20 protein-coding genes are annotated in these 21902 nt (G+C 35.4%); 13 read left to right on the plus strand and 7 right to left on the minus strand.

The features are described from left to right. Window positions 1–299 precede the first annotated feature (299 nt). The 6 genes from gyrA to dnaA all read right to left on the minus strand — a co-directional run bounded on the left by gyrA (window position 300) and on the right by dnaA (window position 8970). Window positions 300–2771 (minus strand): DNA gyrase subunit A, encoded by a 2472-nt coding sequence (gene gyrA, locus ABH957_RS09105; protein WP_002016488.1) that lies wholly within the window; start codon window positions 2769–2771, stop codon window positions 300–302. A gap of 88 nt (window positions 2772–2859) precedes the next feature. Next, on the minus strand, window positions 2860–4782 hold the full coding sequence (gyrB, locus tag ABH957_RS09110; RefSeq protein ID WP_002034986.1) for a DNA topoisomerase (ATP-hydrolyzing) subunit B: 1923 nt from the start codon (window positions 4780–4782) through the stop codon (window positions 2860–2862). 38 nt (window positions 4783–4820) lie between these two features. Then, window positions 4821–5948, minus strand: a complete 1128-nt coding sequence (gene recF, locus ABH957_RS09115) for a DNA replication/repair protein RecF (protein WP_002016486.1) — start codon at window positions 5946–5948, stop codon at window positions 4821–4823. Window positions 5949–5960: 12 nt separating this feature from the next. Next, window positions 5961–6173, minus strand: coding sequence for a S4 domain-containing protein YaaA (yaaA, locus tag ABH957_RS09120; protein WP_002016484.1), 213 nt, complete (start codon window positions 6171–6173; stop codon window positions 5961–5963). Between the two features lie 128 nt (window positions 6174–6301). Continuing rightward, on the minus strand, window positions 6302–7447 hold the full coding sequence (gene dnaN / locus ABH957_RS09125; RefSeq protein ID WP_002034988.1) for a DNA polymerase III subunit beta: 1146 nt from the start codon (window positions 7445–7447) through the stop codon (window positions 6302–6304). Window positions 7448–7629: 182 nt separating this feature from the next. Beyond that, window positions 7630–8970 (minus strand): chromosomal replication initiator protein DnaA, encoded by a 1341-nt coding sequence (dnaA, locus tag ABH957_RS09130; protein ID WP_002016481.1) that lies wholly within the window; start codon window positions 8968–8970, stop codon window positions 7630–7632. A 563-nt stretch (window positions 8971–9533) separates the two neighbouring features. Here dnaA and rpmH point away from each other — a divergent pair. The 10 genes from rpmH to spo0J all read left to right on the plus strand — a co-directional run bounded on the left by rpmH (window position 9534) and on the right by spo0J (window position 18590). Continuing rightward, window positions 9534–9668 (plus strand): 50S ribosomal protein L34, encoded by a 135-nt coding sequence (rpmH, locus tag ABH957_RS09135; RefSeq protein ID WP_002068706.1) that lies wholly within the window; start codon window positions 9534–9536, stop codon window positions 9666–9668. A 76-nt stretch (window positions 9669–9744) separates the two neighbouring features. Beyond that, window positions 9745–10092, plus strand: coding sequence for a ribonuclease P protein component (gene rnpA, locus ABH957_RS09140; RefSeq protein ID WP_002089963.1), 348 nt, complete (start codon window positions 9745–9747; stop codon window positions 10090–10092). A gap of 52 nt (window positions 10093–10144) precedes the next feature. Next, complete coding sequence (gene spoIIIJ, locus ABH957_RS09145) at window positions 10145–10912, plus strand: YidC family membrane integrase SpoIIIJ (protein ID WP_002089960.1); 768 nt, start codon at window positions 10145–10147, stop codon at window positions 10910–10912. Further along, the gene (jag, locus tag ABH957_RS09150) at window positions 10909–11526 is read left to right on the plus strand and encodes an RNA-binding cell elongation regulator Jag/EloR (RefSeq protein WP_002166368.1); all 618 of its coding nucleotides are present in this window, start codon (window positions 10909–10911) and stop codon (window positions 11524–11526) included. Before spoIIIJ ends, jag begins: the two co-directional genes overlap by 4 nt. Before the next feature lie 227 nt (window positions 11527–11753). After that, window positions 11754–13130: a tRNA uridine-5-carboxymethylaminomethyl(34) synthesis GTPase MnmE gene (mnmE, locus tag ABH957_RS09155; protein ID WP_002068714.1), complete on the plus strand. Its 1377-nt coding sequence runs from the start codon at window positions 11754–11756 to the stop codon at window positions 13128–13130. 58 nt (window positions 13131–13188) lie between these two features. Then, entirely contained in the window at window positions 13189–15078 is a 1890-nt protein-coding gene (gene mnmG / locus ABH957_RS09160; RefSeq protein WP_002068716.1) for a tRNA uridine-5-carboxymethylaminomethyl(34) synthesis enzyme MnmG, read from the plus strand. Between the two features lie 22 nt (window positions 15079–15100). Then, complete coding sequence (rsmG, locus tag ABH957_RS09165; protein ID WP_002016472.1) at window positions 15101–15820, plus strand: 16S rRNA (guanine(527)-N(7))-methyltransferase RsmG; 720 nt, start codon at window positions 15101–15103, stop codon at window positions 15818–15820. 105 nt (window positions 15821–15925) lie between these two features. Further along, window positions 15926–16798, plus strand: coding sequence for a nucleoid occlusion protein (noc, locus tag ABH957_RS09170; RefSeq protein ID WP_404442575.1), 873 nt, complete (start codon window positions 15926–15928; stop codon window positions 16796–16798). A 186-nt stretch (window positions 16799–16984) separates the two neighbouring features. Further along, window positions 16985–17746: a sporulation initiation inhibitor protein Soj gene (gene soj / locus ABH957_RS09175; protein WP_002016469.1), complete on the plus strand. Its 762-nt coding sequence runs from the start codon at window positions 16985–16987 to the stop codon at window positions 17744–17746. Next, window positions 17739–18590 carry a stage 0 sporulation protein Spo0J gene (gene spo0J, locus ABH957_RS09180; protein WP_195743302.1) on the plus strand — a complete coding sequence of 284 codons (852 nt, stop codon included), beginning with the start codon at window positions 17739–17741 and terminating at the stop codon, window positions 18588–18590. The genes soj and spo0J overlap by 8 nt, the downstream gene beginning before the upstream one ends. Window positions 18591–18610: 20 nt before the next feature. Here spo0J and yyaC read toward each other — a convergent pair whose 3' ends face one another. After that, window positions 18611–19207, minus strand: coding sequence for a spore protease YyaC (gene yyaC / locus ABH957_RS09185; protein WP_016096412.1), 597 nt, complete (start codon window positions 19205–19207; stop codon window positions 18611–18613). Window positions 19208–19467: 260 nt separating this feature from the next. Between yyaC and ABH957_RS09190 the strand changes: the two genes are divergently transcribed. The 3 genes from ABH957_RS09190 (at window position 19468) to ychF (ending at window position 21759) form a co-directional block, all read left to right on the plus strand. Beyond that, on the plus strand, window positions 19468–20325 hold the full coding sequence (locus tag ABH957_RS09190) for a mechanosensitive ion channel family protein (protein ID WP_002089952.1): 858 nt from the start codon (window positions 19468–19470) through the stop codon (window positions 20323–20325). A 20-nt stretch (window positions 20326–20345) separates the two neighbouring features. After that, window positions 20346–20543, plus strand: a complete 198-nt coding sequence (locus tag ABH957_RS09195; protein ID WP_000436054.1) for a DUF951 domain-containing protein — start codon at window positions 20346–20348, stop codon at window positions 20541–20543. 115 nt (window positions 20544–20658) lie between these two features. Then, a complete protein-coding gene (ychF, locus tag ABH957_RS09200; RefSeq protein WP_002089951.1) occupies window positions 20659–21759 on the plus strand; it encodes a redox-regulated ATPase YchF in 1101 nt (366 codons plus the stop codon). Window positions 21760–21902 lie beyond the last annotated feature (143 nt).

Raw genomic sequence — 21902 nt, forward strand, 5'->3', positions numbered from 1 at the left:
ATGTATTAGGCACGCCGCCAGCGTTCATCCTGAGCCAGGATCAAACTCTCCAATAAAGTTAGTTTGTCTAGCATCTAAAAATAAAAATTGACGTTTCACGTTGTTTGTTTCGTTTAGTTTTCAAAGTTCAACATCGCGTTTCAGCGACTTTCATAATATATCATAGTATATTATTTTCGTCAACAAGTTTTTTCCGATAACTTGTATCTCTCATTTGCTGACTTTTCCTATTATATACACTTTCCTATTGCTATGCAAGTATTATTATAAAAAAATAAGAGGGGGAGAAATCCCCACTCTTACTCTTCAGAAGAATCCTCTTCATTAGATTCTTCTTCTTCATCTTTTTGCGCTTTTGCTACTGTCGCTACCTCTTGCTCATCTTCTAATCGAATTAGACGAACACCTTGTGTATTACGTCCCATTTGAGAGATTTGATCAACCGGCATACGAATAATAACGCCTGCTGCTGTAATTAACATAATGTCTTCTTCGCCTGTTACAGACTTAACCGCTACTAACTTACCGTTTTTATCTGTAATATTACAAGTCTTCAGACCTTTACCACCACGACTTTGCAGGCGGTATTCATCAATCGGTGTACGCTTTCCATAACCATTTTTCGTTACAATTAGAACATTTACATCCTCTTCGACAATTTCCATACCTACAACTTGATCTTCATCACCTAATGTAATTGCTTTTACGCCAGCCGCATTACGTCCCATTGAACGCACATCTTGCTCATTGAAACGAATTAACATACCGTTACTTGTCCCAACGATAATATCCTTATCACCAGATGTTAAGCGTACAGAGATTAATTCATCCTCTTCACGAAGAGAAATTGCAATTAAACCATTTGTACGTATATTGGCAAATGATGAAAGTGGTGTTCTCTTAGAGATACCTTGTTTCGTTGTAAAGAATAAGAACTGGTCGTCACCAAATTCACGAATTGGAATAATAGCGTTGATCCACTCACCCTTATCTACCCCTAATAGATTAATAATCGGTATACCTTTTGCTGTACGACTATACTCTGGAATTTCATATCCTTTCGTACGGTATACTTTACCCTTGTTTGTGAAGAATAAAATATGATCATGAGTAGACGTTGTTAATAAATGTTCGACAAAGTCATCATCATTCGTACCCATTCCTTGTACACCACGTCCCCCACGGTTCTGTGTTTTGTACGTAGAAGCCGGTAACCTCTTAATATAACCATTATGAGTAAGTGTAATTGCGATATTTTGTTCTGGGATTAAATCTTCATCCTCTATAGCTTCCATACCGCCAATTGTAATTTCTGTTCTTCTCTTATCATTAAAACGCTCTTTTACTTCAGCTAATTCCTCGCGAATAATTTCAAGAACTTTTTCTTCGTCTGCTAAAATTGCTTTTAACTCTGCAATTATCTTCATTAAATCTTGATATTCTTGTTCGATTTTTTCGCGTTCTAATCCAGTTAAACGTTGCAAACGCATATCTAAAATCGCTTGCGCTTGTTTCTCACTTAAGCCGAAACGTTCCATTAAACCTTGTTTTGCAATATCAGCTGTTTTTGAACTACGGATTAAAGTAATAACTTCATCAAGATGATCTAAAGCAATTCGTAAGCCTTCTAAAATATGAGCACGCGCTTCTGCTTTCTCTAATTCATAAGCAGTACGTCTACGAATCACTACCTTTTGATGCTCTAAATAATAATATAGATTTTGTTTTAAATTTAAGACTTGTGGCTCTCCATTTACAAGAGACAACATATTAATACCGAAGCTTGTTTGGAGTGCTGTATGTTTATATAGATTATTTAATAGTACATTGGCATTGGCATCACGACGTACTTCCATAACAATACGCATACCATTTCGATCTGATTCATCACGTAAATCTGTAATACCTTCAATTTTCTTATCACGAACTAGTTCTGCGATCTTTTCAATTAATCGCGCCTTATTAACTTGATAAGGTAGTTCTGTTACGATAATAGTTTGTTTACCATTTGCTTTCTCTTCAATTTCAACTTTAGCACGAAGTATAATAGAACCGCGACCTGTTTCGTAAGCTCTTCGAATTCCACTTCGCCCTAAGATTAAACCTGAAGTTGGGAAGTCTGGTCCAGGAATATATTCCATTAATTCCGCGATAGTGATATCAGGGTTATGACTTAATGCCAACACACCATCAATTACTTCTCCAAGTTGATGCGGTGGAATGTTTGTTGCCATACCAACCGCAATACCCGTCGTACCATTGACTAATAAGTTAGGGAAACGCGCTGGTAATACAACTGGCTCTCTTTCAGAACCATCGTAGTTATCTTGATAATCAATTGTATTCTTTGTAATATCGCGTATTAATTCCATAGAAATCTTAGACATTCTTGCTTCTGTATAACGCATTGCTGCCGCTGAATCTCCATCAACAGAACCGAAATTACCATGTCCATCAACAAGCATGTAACGTTGACTAAAATCTTGTGCCATACGTACCATTGTTTCATAAACAGCTGAATCACCGTGCGGGTGATACTTACCAATTACTTCGCCGACAATACGCGCCGACTTCTTATATGCTTTATCAGCTGTAATTCCTAAATCATTCATCGCATATAAAACCCTACGATGAACTGGTTTTAATCCATCACGAACATCTGGTAATGCACGAGACACGATAACACTCATTGCGTAATCTAAAAATGAGGTACGCATTTCATGACTAATATTAATTTCTCGAATTCGTGCTTGTTGTTGATTGTCTGACATCAACGAGCACCTCCTCTTACATTTCCGTTACACATACATTGATTTATATGTAGAAGACAGGAATACTTAGATTCCTGTCATTACTCACTTAAATATCAAGGTTTTTCACGTATTTTGCATTTTCTTGGATAAAGTTACGACGCGGCTCTACTTTATCACCCATCAAAATTTCAAATGTTTCATCCGCTTCAATTGCATCTTGAAGGGAAACTTGAAGTAACGAACGTACTTCTGGGTCCATTGTCGTCTCCCACAGCTGAGTTGGATTCATTTCCCCTAGACCTTTATAACGCTGAATCCCGGGCTTAGGTTGAGCTGGTAATTCAGCTAGTATTTTTTCAAGTTCTTTATTGTTATAAGCATATTGAATTTTTTTACCTTGTTGTACTTTAAACAACGGTGGCTGTGCGATATATATATATCCACACTCAATGATTTGACGCATATAACGATAGAAGAACGTTAATAATAGGGTACGAATATGTGCACCATCAACATCGGCATCTGTCATAATAATAACTTTATGATAGCGAGCTTTTTCAATAGCAAAATCCCCACCAATATTTGTACCAATTGCTGTAATAATTGTACGAACTTCATCATTTGATAAAATCTTATCTAAACGTGCCTTTTCAACGTTAATAATTTTACCCTTCAGTGGTAAAATCGCTTGAAAATGACGATCGCGTCCTTGTTTTGCAGATCCGCCCGCAGAGTCACCCTCCACGATATAAATTTCGCTAATTGCTGGATCTTTAGAAGAACAATCAGCTAGCTTCCCTGGTAAACTTGAAACTTCTAGAGCACTCTTTCGGCGCGTTAGTTCACGAGCCTTTTTAGCCGCTACACGTGCACGCGCTGCCATAGTCCCTTTATCTATAATTTTACGTGCAACATTGGGGTTTTCCAGTAAGAACTTTTCAAACGCCTCTGAGAATACAGACTCTGTAATCGTTCTCGCTTCACTATTTCCAAGTTTCGTCTTTGTTTGTCCTTCAAATTGTGGATTTGGATGCTTAATTGACACGATTGCTGTTAAGCCTTCACGAACATCTTCACCAGTTAAATTACTATCCGCATCTTTTAAAATATTATTTTTACGACCATAATCGTTAATTACACGTGTTAGAGCAGTCTTAAAACCTACCTCATGTGTACCGCCTTCATACGTATGAATATTATTTGTAAATGAATAAATATGATTTGTATAGCCTTCGTTATATTGAAGAGCAACCTCAACCTGAATCCCATCTTTTGAACCGTCAACATATACAGGTTCTTCATGAATCGGTTGTTTTGAACGATTTAAATGTTCAACATATGATTTAATTCCACCTTCATAATGGAATTCTTTCTTTTGCTTATGTTCACGCTTATCTTCAATTGTTAATTTAATATTACGATTTAAAAACGCCAACTCACGCATACGAGTCGCTAATGTATCAAATTCGTATTCTGTCGTCTCTGTAAAAATTTCTGAATCTGGCTTAAAGCGTGTGATCGTTCCTGTACGATCAGTTTCACCTATTACTTTTAAATCCGCAGCCGGGACCCCGCGTTCATATTTTTGATAGTGTATTTTTCCATCTCGATGTACAAATACCTCTAATTCTGTTGATAAAGCATTTACAACAGATGCACCTACACCATGCAAACCACCAGAAACTTTATAACCACCACCGCCAAATTTACCACCGGCATGGAGTACCGTCATAATAACTTCTACAGCAGGACGTCCCATTTTTTCTTGTATACCAACAGGGATACCACGACCATCATCTGTTACAACAATACTATTATCTTCTTCAATACTGACATTAATTTCATCACAATATCCTGCTAAAGCTTCATCAATACTGTTATCAACAATTTCCCACACGAGGTGATGAAGACCTTTTCCACTTGTAGAACCAATATACATACCAGGACGCTTTCGAACTGCCTCCAGTCCTTCTAACACCTGAATCTGACTTTCATCATATGCATTTTCCTGCATTTGCTTTTGTTCCATTGACACAAAGATCACCTACTTTTCCATTTAAACAGAAATTATTTTCTGTCTATTTCACAATCTACCGTGCCGTTCGTTACATGAATTGTTTTCGCTTCTTTCAATGTTTCGTGTTCAATTCCCTCGACACTCGTCGTTGTCACAAAGGTTTGTACTTTTCCTTGAATTGTATTTAGCAGATGCGATTGACGATAATCATCTAATTCTGATAACACATCATCTAGTAAAAGAATTGGATATTCCTTAACCTCTGAGTATATCAATTCAATTTCAGCCAATTTTAGGGATAGTGCGGTTGTTCGTTGTTGTCCTTGTGAACCAAAGACTTGAACATTTTTACTATTAACGAAGAATTGTAAATCATCACGATGAGGACCAAGTAAAGTTGTACCCCGAAAAATTTCACGTTGTTTCACAGATTGAAAACTTTCATAGTATACTTCCTTTATTTTCGACAAATCCATTGATTCTGATACATCTACACTTGGTTTATAAACGATTTCTAACTCCTCTAATCCCCTGCTAATTCCGCGATGAATTGGAGCAGCCCATTCTTGTAGTAAATGCAAAAACTCAAAACGTTTTCGCAAAATTTTTGCACCATGCTCAATAAGTTGAAGTGTAAATACATCCAACATCGTTTCCTCATTTTTACTATTCCCTTGCATCTTCTTAAGTAAATGATTTCGTTGCGTGAGTACCTTTTGATATTGACTTAATTCATACAAATAGACCGGAGCTATTTGTCCAAGTTCCATATCCAAAAAGCGTCTTCGTACTTGAGGGCTTCCTTTTACAAGATTTAAATCTTCTGGGGCAAACATAACAACATTCATTTCACCAATATACTGGCTCAATTTTTGTTGTTCTAACTGATTTAACTTTGCCTTTTTACCTTTTTTTGAAATATTTAATTCTAAGGATACTGAACTATTTCGCCTTTGTAATCTACCTTTTATATTACCATAATCCTCATCCCAACGAATGAGTTCACGATCGTTCGAAGTTCTATGAGATTTCGCCATCGCCAATACATAAATAGCTTCCATCAGATTCGTTTTCCCTTGCGCATTTTCACCAATAATTACATTGACTTTATCCTCAAAGGAAAGCTCTAAATGCTCATAATTGCGATAGTTTTTTAATTGTATTTCTGTAATAAACAAAGGGATCCCCCTTTATGCCTGAACTTGGAAAGTTCCGCTTCCCGGAATTTCAACAATATCATTTGCATATAACTTTCGGCCTCTTCTATTTTCAAGTTCTTGATTCACGTATACTTCATATTCTTGTAAGAACCATTTCACAGCGCCACCTGTATCAATTACATCAGCTAACTTTAAAAATTGTCCTAGTGTAATGTATTCTGTTGAAATCTTAATAAGTTTCATAAAATCGCTCACTTTCTGAAAGTGTTCATTCTTTCATTGTACTAAATAAACTAGCATTAGGAAAGTAATACCCCACAAATCAAATAAGGGTCACTAGTACCTTTACACTAGCAACCCTTAATCCTTACTTAGTAAGTACGGACTGGTAAAATTAATTGGATAATGGAATCATCATTTACTGTGCGAATTAAAAACGGTCTCATCGCTCCAGTAAAACTAACTTTAATTTCTGTACTATCTAAGGCCTTTAATGCGTCCATCATATATTTTGCACTAAAAGATATTTTTAATTCTTCTCCATCTACATTTTCACATTGAACCTCTTCTACTACTTTTCCGATTTCTGGTGCATTCGAAGAAATCTCTAACATCTGTTGTTCTAATGTCGATAATTTAACAACGTTGTTACGACCATCTCTTGCTAACAACGACGCACGATCAATCGCTTGTAAAAATTCTTTTGTATTTACAAATATATCAGTTTTACTTTCAGCTGGAATTAAACGCGTTGTATCTGGATAATTTCCTTCTAATAATCTTGAGAAGAATAATAAATGTTTTGTACGGAATAATACTTGATACTCCGTAATAACGATATCTACCATTTCTTCAGATTCATCTAGAATTTTACTTAATTCACTTAAGCTCTTACCAGGAATAACGACATTCGCTTGAAATTCATCGGCAATATTATACCCTTCGATTTTTGCTTTACGAAGTGCTAGTCTGTGACTATCTGTTGCAATACAAGTTAGCTCGCTGTTATATACCTTCCAGTTTACACCTGTCAAGATCGGTCTTGTTTCAGAACTTGAAACTGCAAATACTGTTTGACGAATCATGTGCTTTAGTAAATCTGTTGGAATCTTAAATACATGATGTTCTTCGATTTGTGGTAATAACGGATATTCAGCAGCATCTAAACCATTTAAGTTGAACTCTGATTTTCCAGATTTTATTTTTGTCATAAAATGATTTTCCACAGAAATTTCGACAGTTTCTTTAGGTAATTTTTTTACGATCTCACTAAAATATTTTGCTTGTAAAATAATACTTCCTGATTGTTCAATTTCCACAATTTCTTTTCCAGCATCTTCGACTGGGATAAATGATTCGATAGAGATGTCTGCATCACTACCTGTTAAAGTAACTCCTTCTTCAGTTGCTACAACTTTAATCCCTGTAAGAATTGGAATTGTTGTACGAGAAGAAACTGCCTTCATTACATCTTGTACACTTCTTACAAGATAGTCTTTTTGTATTGTAAAACGCATAACGAAAAACCTCCGGTAAGTATAAGATTTTATTTATTTAATAAAGATAAAAAAGTAGTAGTAATAGTAATAGGGCTTGTGGATATGTGGATAACCCTGTTTAAAGATGTAAAAACAGTCTATCTACATGTGGATAGACTGTGCGTAAAATAAGCTAAGTTATTCACACTATTCAGCTACTACTATTTTAAAATATCCTTAACTTCTTCAACGTGTTTTTGTAATTGAGTATCCGTTTTTAATAGCTTCGAAATTTTTTCGTGAGCATGGATTACTGTTGTATGATCGCGGCCACCAAATTCTTCACCTATTTTTGGCAAAGATGAGTCCGTAAGTTCACGTGATAAATACATCGCAATTTGGCGAGGGAATGCAACGGATTTTGTCCGTTTTTTTGCTTTGAAATCTTCTAATTTTACTTGATAGACGCCCCCAACAGCCTTTTGAATATCAGAAATAGAAATAATTCTAGGTATAGAGTTTGGAATAATATTTTTAAGCGCTTCAGCCGCTAAATCAGCATTCATATCTTTATTAATTAAAGATGAATAAGCTACAACTCGAATAAGTGCACCCTCTAGTTCACGAATATTTGAATCGATTTGATTTGCGATATAAAGCATAACTTCATTTGGTATATCAAGACCTTCTGCTTTTGCTTTTTTACGTAAAATTGCGATTCTAGTTTCTAAATCTGGTGGCGTAATGTCCGTAATTAACCCCCATTCAAAGCGAGAACGAAGGCGATCTTCTAAAGTTGGGATTTCTTTTGGTGGTCTATCGCTTGAAATCACAATTTGTTTACTTTCTTCATGTAACGCATTAAATGTATGGAAAAACTCTTCCTGTGTTTGTTCTTTTCCAGCAAGAAATTGAATATCATCTATCAATAAGACATCTACATTACGATATTTATTACGAAAATCGACAGCTTTATTATCACGAATTGAATTAATAAATTCATTTGTAAATTTTTCAGATGATAAATATACAACTTTTGCATTTGGGTTGTGTTCAATTACATAATGCCCAATTGCGTGCATTAAATGTGTTTTTCCAAGTCCAACGCCCCCGTAAATAAAGAGCGGATTATAGGCTTTAGCTGGTGCTTCAGCTACAGCTAAAGAAGCAGCATGTGCAAAACGATTACCAGAGCCAATAACAAATGTATCAAATGTATATTTTGGGTTTAACATACTCTGTGGTAAGTGATTAGACTCATCATGTGCGTGTTTTTGCTTAACAGAAGGAAGATCTATATCCTCTTCTGCCTGACTTTGGGGAATGATAAAACGAATAGCTAGTTTTGCCCCTGTTAAATCATAAAGTGTTTCGGAGATTAGTTCCGAATAGTGAGATTCTAGCCAGTCACGAGCGAATTCATTTGGAGCTGTAATAGTTAATACATCTTTTTTTAAGTTATGAGCAGTTGTTGATTTTAACCATGTTTCATAACTTGGCTTGCTTACCTTTTTTTCTAATTCTTTTAAGGCACTATTCCATAAATCAGAGATATTTTCCAAAGGTGTCCCTCCTTTACAAAGATGGTAAAAGAATAAGGTTGCGCAACAATTGTACAACCTGTAAATACTTCTAATGCATATTTATACGAAACGTATTTTAAAATATAAAAACGTCGTTAGTATCCGAGATAGAGTTTTCGACAAAATAACACATGTGGACAACTATTTACCCACATGTGATTTAAACTATCCACATGTTATACACAAATTGTGGATAAAATAAAGGTGTGGAAAACTTATTCAAAGTGAAAACACAACTATAATATCAAAAAAAAGCAGCTATAGCAATGAATTTAAGAAAGTTATCCACAAAATCAATACCTTGTGGAATAAACTTGTCCACAACACGATATACTGTGTAAAAGTAAAAAAAGAGTTTGTGGATATAAAAAAGAGAAAAAATATTTATCCACAAGGAAATATAGGGACTGTGAAAAAGTATGTGAATAGGTTAAAAATGAATATTTGATGAAAATTTCGAGAACCATTGACATTTTCCTATTTGATTTACTATAATTTATTAGACTGTCTTTAACAGATATTCCTCAGGGAGGTGTCATATAATGAAAAGAACTTACCAACCAAATAAACGTAAGCGCAGCAAAGTACATGGTTTCCGCAGCCGTATGAGCACAGCAAACGGACGTAGAGTGCTTGCAGCTCGTCGTCGTAAAGGAAGAAAAGTATTATCTGCGTAGACCACTGAACGTTCAGTGGTCTTTTTTTCTAATAATAATGAGTTTCCGCTGATGAAATACAGGAGTGTCAAATGATATGAAGAAAAAAAATCGTATAAAAAAGAATGATGAATTCCAGGCTGTTTTCCAAAAAGGACAATCAAATGCCAATCGCCAGTTTGTTGTATACAAATTAGATAAAGAAAAACAGCCGCATTTTCGCATTGGTCTTTCTGTTAGTAAGAAAATAGGAAATGCAGTAGTGCGTAATCGAATTAAGCGTATGATTCGCCAATCGATTATAGAATTAAAAGATGAGATAGATTCTGGAAAAGATTTTGTTATAATAGCAAGGAAGCCTTGTGCAGAGATGACATATGAAGAGTTAAAGAAAAGCTTAATTCATGTCTTTAAACGCTCTGGTATGAAAAGAATAAAAAAGTAGCGTAAGGAAATGAATTACACTATATACATACCGAAACAAGGAGGAGCAGGCTTTGAAAAAGAAAATAGGTTTATTAGCCATGGTTATTATGCTAATGGCAATTGCTACCGGCTGTAGTGAAACAAATCAACCGATTACACCGAAAAGCACTGGGATTTGGAATGAATATTTCGTATACCCGCTTTCTCAGTTAATCACGTATTTTGCAGAATTATTTGGTAGTAATTATGGTTTAGCAATCGTTGTTACAACTCTTATCATTCGTTTTGCATTATTACCATTAATGATTAAACAAACGAAGAGTACGAAAGCAATGCAGGCGTTACAACCAGAAATGGTGAAATTAAAAGAGAAATATAGTTCTAAAGATCAAGCAACACAGCAAAAACTACAACAAGAAATGATGCAGTTATATCAAAAGAATGGTGTAAACCCATTAGCAGGATGTTTACCAATATTTGTTCAGATGCCTATTTTATTCGCGTTTTATCATGCGATTATGAGAACAACAGCAATTAGTGAACATACATTTTTATGGTTCGATTTAGGACAGGCGGATCCGTTCTATATCCTTCCAATTGTTGCAGCTATTACGACGTTTATTCAGCAAAAACTTGCAATGGCAGGAACGGCTGGACAAAATCCGCAAATGGCAATGATGATTTGGCTTATGCCAATTATGATTTTAGTCTTTGCAATTAACTTCCCAGCAGCACTATCATTGTACTGGGTAGTTGGTAATATCTTTGGTATCGCTCAAATGTATATGATCAAAGGGCCTGAAATTAAGGCCAGTAAGGCAGGAGGATCAAGCAAGTGAGTATGATTACTGCTAAAGGACAAACAGTCGAGCTGGCAGTACAAGATGCTTTAAGACAATTAAATGCTTCGAAAGATCGAGTAGATATAAATATTATCGATGAGGGTAAGAGGGGGTTCCTAGGTTTATTTGGGAATCGCCCTGCTGTTGTAGAAGTTGTATTGAAAAAAGATCCAATCCAAGAATGTGAAGAATATTTAAAAAATGTTATTCAAAATATGGGTGTGGAAGTTGAGATTAGAAAAATTGTAAAAGGACGCGAAGTTGAATTTACAATTTCTGGTGAAAATATCGGTGTTTTAATTGGTAAAAGAGGGAATACGTTAAATTCTTTACAATATTTAACAAAACTTGTTGCGAACCGTAATACAAAGCAATATATTGGTATTACACTGGATGCTGAAAACTATCGTAGTAAAAGAAAAAATACGTTAGAATCTCTTTCCTATCGATTAGCAAAACAAGTAGTGAGTACGAAAAAAAGAGTTGTTCTAGAACCAATGCCTTCTTTTGAACGGAAAATTATTCACCAAGCATTATCTAATCATCAAAATATCATTACAACTTCTGAAGGGAAAGAACCACATCGGTATGTTGTAATATCTTCCAAGTGACCGGTTACTCAATTGAGTGCCGGTTTTTTTGAGGAGAAAATAAATGTGGATAACTAAAAAACACTAAACTTATCCACTGTGAATAAGTTTAGTGTTTTTTACATAAGGACATAATAAAATGAGTTATTATTCTTTTGTAGATAGGTTCGTTATGGTATCCTAATAATTTAGTGACGGAAAAAATTCATGTTGAAATAGAGATAAATAAGCAAGTGAGGTGAAAGGACATGGAATTTGATACAATTGCCGCAATTTCCACAGCACTTGGGGAAGGTGCAATTGCCATTGTTCGAGTAAGTGGGGATGATGCGATTGAGAAAGTTGATCGTATTTTTAAAGGGAAGGATTTAACACAGGTTTCTTCTCATACAATTCATTATGGTCATATTGTCGATTTAGATACAAATCAAGTTATTGAAGAAGTTATGGTGTCCATTATGCGTGCACCAAGGACTTTTACACGTGAAAATATAGTAGAAATTAACTGTCATGGTGGACTTGTTTCGGTAAATAAAGTATTACAGCTTATTTTAGCGCAAGGAGCACGACTGGCAGAGCCTGGTGAATTTACAAAACGTGCTTTTTTAAATGGACGTATTGATTTGTCACAAGCAGAAGCTGTTATGGACTTAATCCGTGCGAAAACAGATCGTGCTATGAATGTAGCGATTAACCAAATGGAAGGACGATTATCTAAATTAATCGGCCATCTGCGTCAAGAAATATTAGAAACATTAGCTCATATTGAGGTGAATATAGATTACCCAGAATATGATGATGTAGAAGAGATGACGCATAATATTTTAATTGAGAAAGCTACACATGTCCGTGCTGAAATTGCAAAGATATTAGAAACATCGAAGCAAGGAAAGATTTTACGTGAAGGCATTTCTACCGCGATTATCGGTAGACCTAACGTTGGGAAATCATCGCTATTAAATAGTCTTGTTCAGGAGAAAAAGGCAATTGTAACTGATATTGCAGGAACAACTCGTGATGTTATTGAAGAGTACGTTAATGTGCGTGGTGTACCACTTAAACTTATAGATACAGCCGGAATTCGTGAAACGGAAGATATTGTTGAACGAATTGGTGTAGAGCGTTCGAAGGAAATGATGAGCCAAGCAGACTTAGTGTTAATTGTAGTGAACTATAGCGAGGCTTTAACAAATGAAGATGAGGATCTATTCCGTGCCGTACAGGGAAAAGATTTCATTGTCATTGTAAATAAGACAGATTTACCGCAAGAAATTGATATGGAACGTGTTACAGATTTAGCGGTAGGCAATCGTGTTATTACAACATCTTTAATTGAGGAGCAAGGAATAGATGAGCTTGAAAAGGCAATAGCTGATTTATTCTTTGAAGGAACAATTGATTCTGCGGATATGACATACGTGTCTAATGCGAGACATATCGGATTATTAACACAAGCAGGAAGAACAATTAACGATGCAATTGAAGCGATAGAAAATGGTGTTCCGATTGATATGGTTCAAATTGATTTAACAAGAGCGTGGGAAATACTTGGTGAAATTACTGGTGATACTGTCCATGAAAGCTTAATTGACCAATTGTTCTCTCAATTTTGTTTAGGAAAATAAAGTGAAACTTTAATCAGAGATGATTTAGTAAGATAGAGGTTATTAGGAGGAATAAACAATGGGATACAATGCCGGTTTATATGATGTCATAGTAATCGGTGCAGGTCATGCAGGATGTGAAGCTGGTCTTGCGGCAGCACGAATGGGCTCAAAAACATTAATGTTAACAATTAACTTAGATATGGTAGCGTTCATGCCATGTAACCCTTCTGTTGGTGGACCAGCAAAAGGGATTGTTGTTCGTGAAATTGATGCATTAGGCGGAGAAATGGGACGCAATATTGATAAAACACATATTCAAATGCGTATGTTAAATACGGGTAAAGGACCAGCTGTACGCGCGCTTCGTGCACAAGCTGATAAATTCTCTTACCAGCATGAATTAAAGAAAACAATTGAAGAAACACCAAACTTAACGTTGTTTCAAGGTCTGGTAGAGCGTTTAATTATTGAAGATGGTGTATGTAAAGGGGTAATTACGCAAGCTGGTGCTGAATACACAGCGAAAACAGTTGTAATTACAACGGGAACATTTTTACGTGGTGAGATTATTATGGGAGATTTAAAATATTCAAGTGGTCCAAATAATCAGCAACCATCTATTACATTATCTGAACACTTAGAGGAACTTGGTTTTGATCTTGTTAGATTTAAAACAGGTACACCTCCGCGTGTAAACAGTAATACGATTGATTATAGTAAAACAGAAATTCAACCAGGTGATGATAAGCCACGTGCTTTCTCTTTTGAAACGACAAAATTTATTATGGATCAAATTCCATGTTGGTTAACGTATACAAGTACAGAAACACATCGTTTAATAGATGAAAACTTACATCGCTCAGCTATGTATTCTGGTATGATTAAAGGAACAGGGCCTAGATATTGCCCTTCAATTGAAGACAAGGTAGTAAGATTTAATGATAAACCACGTCATCAAATTTTCTTAGAGCCAGAAGGACGTAATACACAAGAAGTATATGTACAAGGCTTATCGACGAGCTTACCAGAAGATGTACAGCGTGCAATGCTTAGAACAATTCCTGGCCTGGAAAATGTTGAAATGATGCGTACGGGTTATGCAATTGAATATGATGCAATCGTACCAACTCAACTATGGCCAACACTTGAAACGAAAAAAATTAAAAATTTATATACAGCAGGACAAATTAATGGAACTTCTGGTTACGAAGAAGCGGCAGGACAAGGGCTTATGGCTGGAATTAATGCAGCATGTCGTTCTTTAGGTAAAAAAGAAGTTATTTTAGGTCGCGCTGATGCATATATTGGTGTTTTAATTGATGATCTTGTAACAAAAGGCACAAATGAACCATACCGTTTATTAACGTCTCGTGCGGAATATCGTTTATTATTACGCCATGATAATGCAGATCTTCGTCTAACTGAGGTTGGTCGTGAAATTGGTTTAATTAAAGAAGATCGTTATGAGAGATTTACAAATAAAAAACTACAAATTGAACAGGAAAAGGAACGATTAGAGAGTATTTTTATTAAACCACGTCCTGAAGTTCAAGAATTAATTCGTAGTATTGGCGGAAGTGAATTGAAAGATGGAATACGTGCAAGTGACTTATTACGTCGTCCAGAGGTGACATATGAGCATATTCATCTTTTAGTACCAAGTGAAGTAGCATTAAGTGATGAAATTACGGAACAAGTTGAAATTCAGACCAAGTACGAAGGATACATTGAAAAATCTTTACAGCAAGTAGAACGTATGAAGAAAATGGAAAACAAAAAAATTCCTGTGGATATTGATTATGATGCGATTTCTAGCCTTGCCTCAGAAGCGAGACAGAAATTGAAAGATGTTCGTCCACTTTCAATGGGGCAAGCTTCACGTATTTCTGGCGTAAATCCAGCTGATGTTTCCATTTTGCTTATTTACATTGAACAAGGAAAAATTGCACGAGTATCGAACCAATAACATAGTAAGGAGATATTGCTAGATGAACATAGAACAATTTCAATCTATGCTAGAAGAGAAGGGTATTTCCCTCTCTTCTAGACAGTTAGAGCAGTTCGGAATCTATTTTGAAACATTAGTAGAGTGGAATGAAAAAATGAACTTAACGGCTATTACGGAGAAAGAAGAAGTATACTTAAAACACTTTTTTGATTCTGTTACAGCGGCTTTTTATTATGATTTTTCGAAACCATTTTCTATTTGTGATGTTGGAGCAGGAGCTGGATTCCCAAGTATCCCTTTAAAAATCTGTTTCCCGCACTTAAAAGTAACAATTGTAGATTCATTACAAAAACGTATTAATTTCTTAAATCACTTAGCGCAAAAGTTAGAATTAAGTGATGTTGCATTTTGTCATGATCGTGCTGAAACATTTGGAAAAAAAGAAGGTGTACGTGAAGCATACGATATTGTAATGGCACGTGCAGTTGCACGTCTTTCTGTATTAAGTGAGCTATGTTTACCACTTGTAAAAGTAGGGGGAACATTCATTGCAATGAAAGGTGCAGCGGCTAACGAGGAAATCGAAAATGGCAAATATGCTTTAGAGGTACTTGGCGGAGAATTGAAAGAAATGTCTACGTTCCAATTACCGTTTGAAGAAAGTGAGCGTAATATTTTATTAATCGAGAAAAAGCGCAAGACACCAAAGAAATATCCACGCAAACCGGGAACGCCCAATAAATTACCTATTGAAAAATAAATCTTATTAGACGTAAGATTAAATTATATAAATGAAAACGTAAATGTTTCATAGGAAACATTTTATGTAGAACAGTCAATAGGCCTAAAAGGTGGTGGAATATGTATGAAAAATACGTTTTCTCGTTTATTTGGCTTTGGAGATAAAGAGAGCGAATTCGAATTACAAGACGAAAGCCATGAAGAAATAGCTAAAAAGGTATATGAAGAAATACAGGAAATTCCGATAGTAAACATTACCCCTAACCGTTATCAACCACGAACAGTTTTTGACGATGCACGTATTGAGGAGCTAGCATTAACGATTCGTACACATGGGCTTATCCAGCCGATTGTTGTGAGACAGTATGAGGATGATAAGTACGAGATTATTGCCGGGGAAAGGCGTTTCCGCGCAGCAACAAAGTTAGGGTGGGAAAAAGTTCCTGCAATAATAAAGAATTTAAATGATACTGAGACAGCTTCTGTAGCGTTAATTGAAAATTTGCAACGTGAGGAATTAACAGCAATTGAGGAAGCTGTGGCATATCAAAAGCTGATTGAGTTACATAATTTAACACAAGAAGCATTGGCACAACGACTTGGAAAAGGACAATCGACAGTCGCAAATAAATTGCGATTATTAAAATTGCCTGAAGAAATCAAAAGTGCATTATTAGAAAAAAGTATTACAGAACGGCATGCTCGCGCCCTAATTCCTTTGAAAAATAAGGAATTACAACTGAAGGTTTTACAAGAGATTGTGGAGAAGCAATTGAATGTAAAGCAAACAGAAGAACGAATTGCAAAGTTACTAGAAGAAGTAAAACCAAAGCGCAAAGCGAAGCAAAAAGCAGTAAGTCGAGATGCGAGAATTGCTATGAACACAATTAGACAATCATTACAAATGGTTGCTAATAGTGGTTTGAATGTTAATTCTGCGGAAGAAGAGTTTGATGAATACTATCAAATTACGATTAAAATTCCGAAGAAAAAATAATTACGTGCTAGAGACCTTATCCTATGGGAGAGGTCTCTTTTACTATATTTTCTTGTTAAAGCAAGAAGGAGTTTAGAAATAAATTTTGAAGTTTAATAAGGACGTAAAAGAAAAACTTTTATTTCATGTTACAATAAACGTAATTGTTTCTAGAATAAGAAAGAAAGGTTGAAAGTAGGTGACATCATGGGAAAAATCATTGCTATTGCTAATCAAAAAGGCGGTGTTGGAAAAACAACAACATCCGTTAATTTAGGGGCTGGATTGGCACAAGTAGGAAAAAAAGTACTTCTCGTAGATATTGATGCTCAAGGAAATGCAACGACTGGTGTAGGGATTGAAAAGTCTGAATTAGATCAATGTATTTATAATGTTCTTGTAGAAGATGCAGATGTTCAAGGTGCCATACGGAAAACCGCAACTGAAAACTTAGATGTTCTACCCGCTACAATTCAATTGGCTGGTGCTGAAATTGAATTGGTACCAACCATTTCCCGGGAAGTACGCTTGCAAAGAGCGTTACAGCCAATTCGTGATGAATATGAGTATATTATTATTGACTGTCCCCCATCATTAGGGTTATTAACGATTAATGCATTAACAGCAGCAGATTCTGTTATTATTCCTGTACAGTGTGAATATTACGCGCTGGAAGGGTTAAGTCAGCTATTAAATACAGTTCGACTTGTGCAAAAGCATTTAAATAAAAATTTAGCAATTCAAGGTGTATTGTTAACGATGTTGGATGCTCGTACAAATTTAGGAATTCAAGTTATAGATGAAGTGAAAAAATACTTTAGGGATAAAGTATATCGTTCGATTATTCCTCGTAATGTTCGCTTAAGTGAGGCACCAAGTCATGGAAAACCAATTATGCAGTATGACGCTAAATCAAGAGGAGCAGAAGTATATTTAGATTTAGCAGAGGAAGTGATTGCAGGTGGCTAAGGGATTAGGAAGAGGAATCAACGTGTTTTTTCCAGATTTAGATGTGAAAGAAGAAGAAACGATTCAGGAGATTATAGTAACTGAATTAAGGCCGAATCCATATCAACCACGTAAACATTTCAATAAAGAAGCGATTCAGGAATTAGCGGCTTCTATTAAAGAGCACGGTATATTGCAACCGTTAATTGCTCGAAAGAGTATTAAAGGATATGAAATAGTTGCAGGTGAAAGAAGATATCGTGCTGCTAAAGAGGCCGGACTTGAGAAAGTGCCTGCTGTTGTAAGGCAATTAAATGAGCAGCAAATGATGGAATTTGCTTTGCTTGAAAACTTACAACGAGAAGATTTAAATCCTATGGAAGAGGCAATGGCATATCAGATGTTAATGAGCGAGCTAAATGTAACACAAGAACAATTAGCAAAACGTCTTGGTAAAAGCAGACCTTATATCGCAAATTATACTCGTTTGTTAAGCCTCCCTTCATTCGTTCAAGATATGATTGCAAACGGTGAGCTTTCAATGGCTCATGGAAGAACTTTACTTACAATAAAAGATGAAGAACAGTTGAAATCTTTATTGAAGCGAATTGAAAAAGAAGGACTGAATGTTCGCCAATTGGAACAAATTGTCCAGGAAATTAATCAACGTGTTTCACGTGAAACACAACAAGTGAAAAAAGAAAGAAATATATTTTTTGTAGAGCGTGAAACGTTTTTAAGAGAAAAGTTTGGTACGGATGTAAAAATCAAAGAAACGAAAAAAGAAAAAGGTAAAATCGAAATCGAATTTTTTAATAAAGAAGATTTAAATCGAATTTTAGAATTATTATCAAAGGAAAATTAAAAAGCAAACCATCTTATTGTTTATAGATGGTTTGCTTTTTTTAATGCAGATAATTTTTGGTCTGTTTCTTTTATACTTTGTGCAATTACATCAGCCATCTTCATGACTAAACTTAGTCTTGTATTTTGAAGTACGAAAAACTCCATGAAACCATTTAAATTTACGATGCCATGTATATGCAAATCACCAATTTCAGGTAATTTCTTATTCATCGCAGCTCCAGGTTTACTAGGGCCCTTTCCAGTAGTTATAGAACCGATACTTTGAGATTTCCCTAAACATGCATCAACAGCAATAATAAATGAAGTAGGATTTTCTTTCTGTATATTCTGAATTTTCTCTTCTAAATTTAGTGCATGTATTGGTTCGTCTAGTGTGCCGAATACTTGAAGGTTTTTGATTTCAATTTGTTCTAGTTTAGTACCAACTAATGGACCAAGTGCATCACCGGTGGAACGGTCTGTTCCGATACAAATGAGAATGAGTGGCATATTAGTCTTAATGGGAATATGGGAAAGTAAGAAATTACTGATTGTCTCAGAGGCTTCTAAGTCATGATGCATAACATTTTGAGTTTCTTTTTCAAAAAAAGGTAAGCGAAAACTTCTAATATTCATGAAGCACCCATCCTTTTAATAAATTTTCACAATATGTTATATGGTGTGTGAAATGGAAAATTATAAGTGCATACTTTTTACAAACTGTGAATGAAAACGGAAATAATAGTACTAGTATATATATATTCGTTTCATTTTATACCTGAATGGAAGTTAACAAATGGAATTAAAGTCATAAATTTTTTTCAGAAATCAGAGAGAGTTCTGATACAATAATAAGGATAACTAAAAAGAAATTCTAGCCAGAGAGGTAGAGGGACATGGATTTAGCGTTGAAATGGTTTGAGTCCATTGATTGGACGAATATAGGTGTGAAGTCACTAAAAATAATCGTTATTTTAATACTTGGTGCAATCGTTGTGCGAGTTGCAAGGGCAATTGTACGAAATGCGTTTCGTATGGGAAGCCGTTCGCCGATTCAAATTTCAGAACGTCGTACAGTTACGGTAGCGAAGTTGCTTGAAAATATTGTGGCATACGTTGTTATGTTCATTATGTTAATTGCGATTTTAGGTGTGTTTGATATTAATGCATCAGGTCTATTAGCCGGTGCTGGGGTAATTGGTTTAGCAGTCGGTTTTGGTGCACAAAGTTTAGTTAAAGATGTTATTACAGGATTATTTATTTTGTTAGAGGATCAATTTTCAGTAGGTGATTATGTAAGAATAGGTCAATTTGAAGGAACTGTTTTGGAAATTGGACTACGTACAACGAAGATGAAAAGCTGGACAGGTGAAATTCATATAATACCAAATGGTAGTATTGTACAAGTAACGAACTTTTCCGTTAGTAATAGTGTAGCATTTGTTGATGTATCTATTTCTTATGAAAGTGATATAGTACGAGCGGAGCAAGTTATTGAAGATTTATTAGTGGAACTACCAGAAAAATATGAGAAAATGGTAACAACACCTCAATTGCTAGGTGTTCAAACATTGGCAGCGTCTGAAGTTGTATTACGTGTTATTGCTGAAGTTGAGCCGATGCAGCATGCAGTTATTGCGAGGGCTCTTCGCAAAGAGATTAAAAATCGTCTTGATTTACATGGTATTGAAATTCCATACCCACGTATGGTTTTATATAGTCGCGAAGAATTAGTTAGTGAAAAAGCAATTTAATAGTGGGAGGGATTTAGAGAATGGAGCAAAAGCAATATAACTTGTACGATGTTGTGGAAATGAAGAAAGCCCATCCATGTGGTGAAAATCGCTGGAAGATTATTCGTATGGGAATGGATATCCGCGTTAAGTGCGAGGGGTGTGACCATTCGGTAATGATTCCTCGAAGAGAGTTTGATCGCAAGGTGAAAAAAATACTTGTGAAGCACGAAGAATAGTGAAAAAGCAACAGCTGCAGTAGACAGCCGTTGCTTTTTTTCATTTGGTGGAAACTTGTCATTTTTTTCGTTACTATCTATAATGATGAAAGATTGAGACATAGGAGTGAAAAATATGGGATTAACGGCTGGGATTGTTGGATTACCTAACGTAGGTAAGTCCACTTTATTTAATGCAATTACACAAGCAGGAGCAGAATCTGCGAACTATCCATTCTGTACAATCGATCCAAACGTAGGGATTGTAGAAGTACCAGATGAGCGTCTAAATAAATTAACGGAATTAGTAGAACCGAAAAAAACTGTTCCGACTGTATTTGAATTTACTGATATTGCAGGTATCGTAAAAGGTGCGAGTAAAGGTGAAGGGTTAGGAAATAAATTCTTATCTCACATTCGTCAAGTAGATGCAATTTGCCAAGTTGTTCGTTGTTTTGAAGATGAAAATATTACGCACGTTTCAGGAAAAGTAGATCCAATTGATGACATTGAAACAATTAACTTAGAACTAATCTTAGCGGATTTGGAATCTGTTGATAAGCGTATCGAACGAGTTGCGAAGTTAGCAAGACAAAAAGATAAAGAAGCTGTATATGAGCATGAAATTTTAGTTCGTTTAAAAGAAGCTTTTGAAGAGGGAAAACCAGCTCGTACTGTTGAATTTACAGAAGAGCAAATGAAGATTGTTAAAGGCCTTCATTTACTTACAACGAAAGAAATGCTATACGTAGCAAACGTAAGTGAAGATGATATTATGGATCCTTCTGACAATAAATATGTACAAATGGTAAAAGAATTTGCAGCAAATGAAAATTCTCAAGTAATCGTTGTATGTGCAAAAATCGAAGAAGAAATCGCTGAGCTAGACGAGGAAGAGAAAAAAGTATTCCTTGAAGAACTAGGCATTGAAGAATCTGGTTTAGATCAATTAATTCGTGCTGCATATGATTTATTAGGACTTGCTACTTACTTCACAGCCGGTGTGCAAGAAGTACGTGCATGGACGTTTAAACAAGGTATGAAAGCACCACAATGTGCTGGTGTAATTCATACAGACTTTGAGCGTGGATTTATTCGTGCGGAAACAGTTTCTTATGATGATTTAATGACAAACGGTTCTATGACAGCTGCAAAAGAAGCTGGAAAAGTACGTTTAGAAGGAAAAGAGTATATCGTAAAAGACGGAGATGTTATGCACTTCCGCTTTAACGTTTAATTTAATATTTCCTAGGAAAAATAAAGATATGAACTTGGCAAATATATTATATGTTTGCCAAGTTTTTTACGTATTGGTGAGTTGATTCATATAACTTACTATGATATAATCTAAACTCGTGAGTAATTACTATAAATTAATTG

It is taken from the genome of Bacillus sp. RC242 (assembly GCF_044908245.1).
Classification (GTDB): Bacteria; Bacillota; Bacilli; order Bacillales; family Bacillaceae_G; genus Bacillus_A; species Bacillus_A mycoides.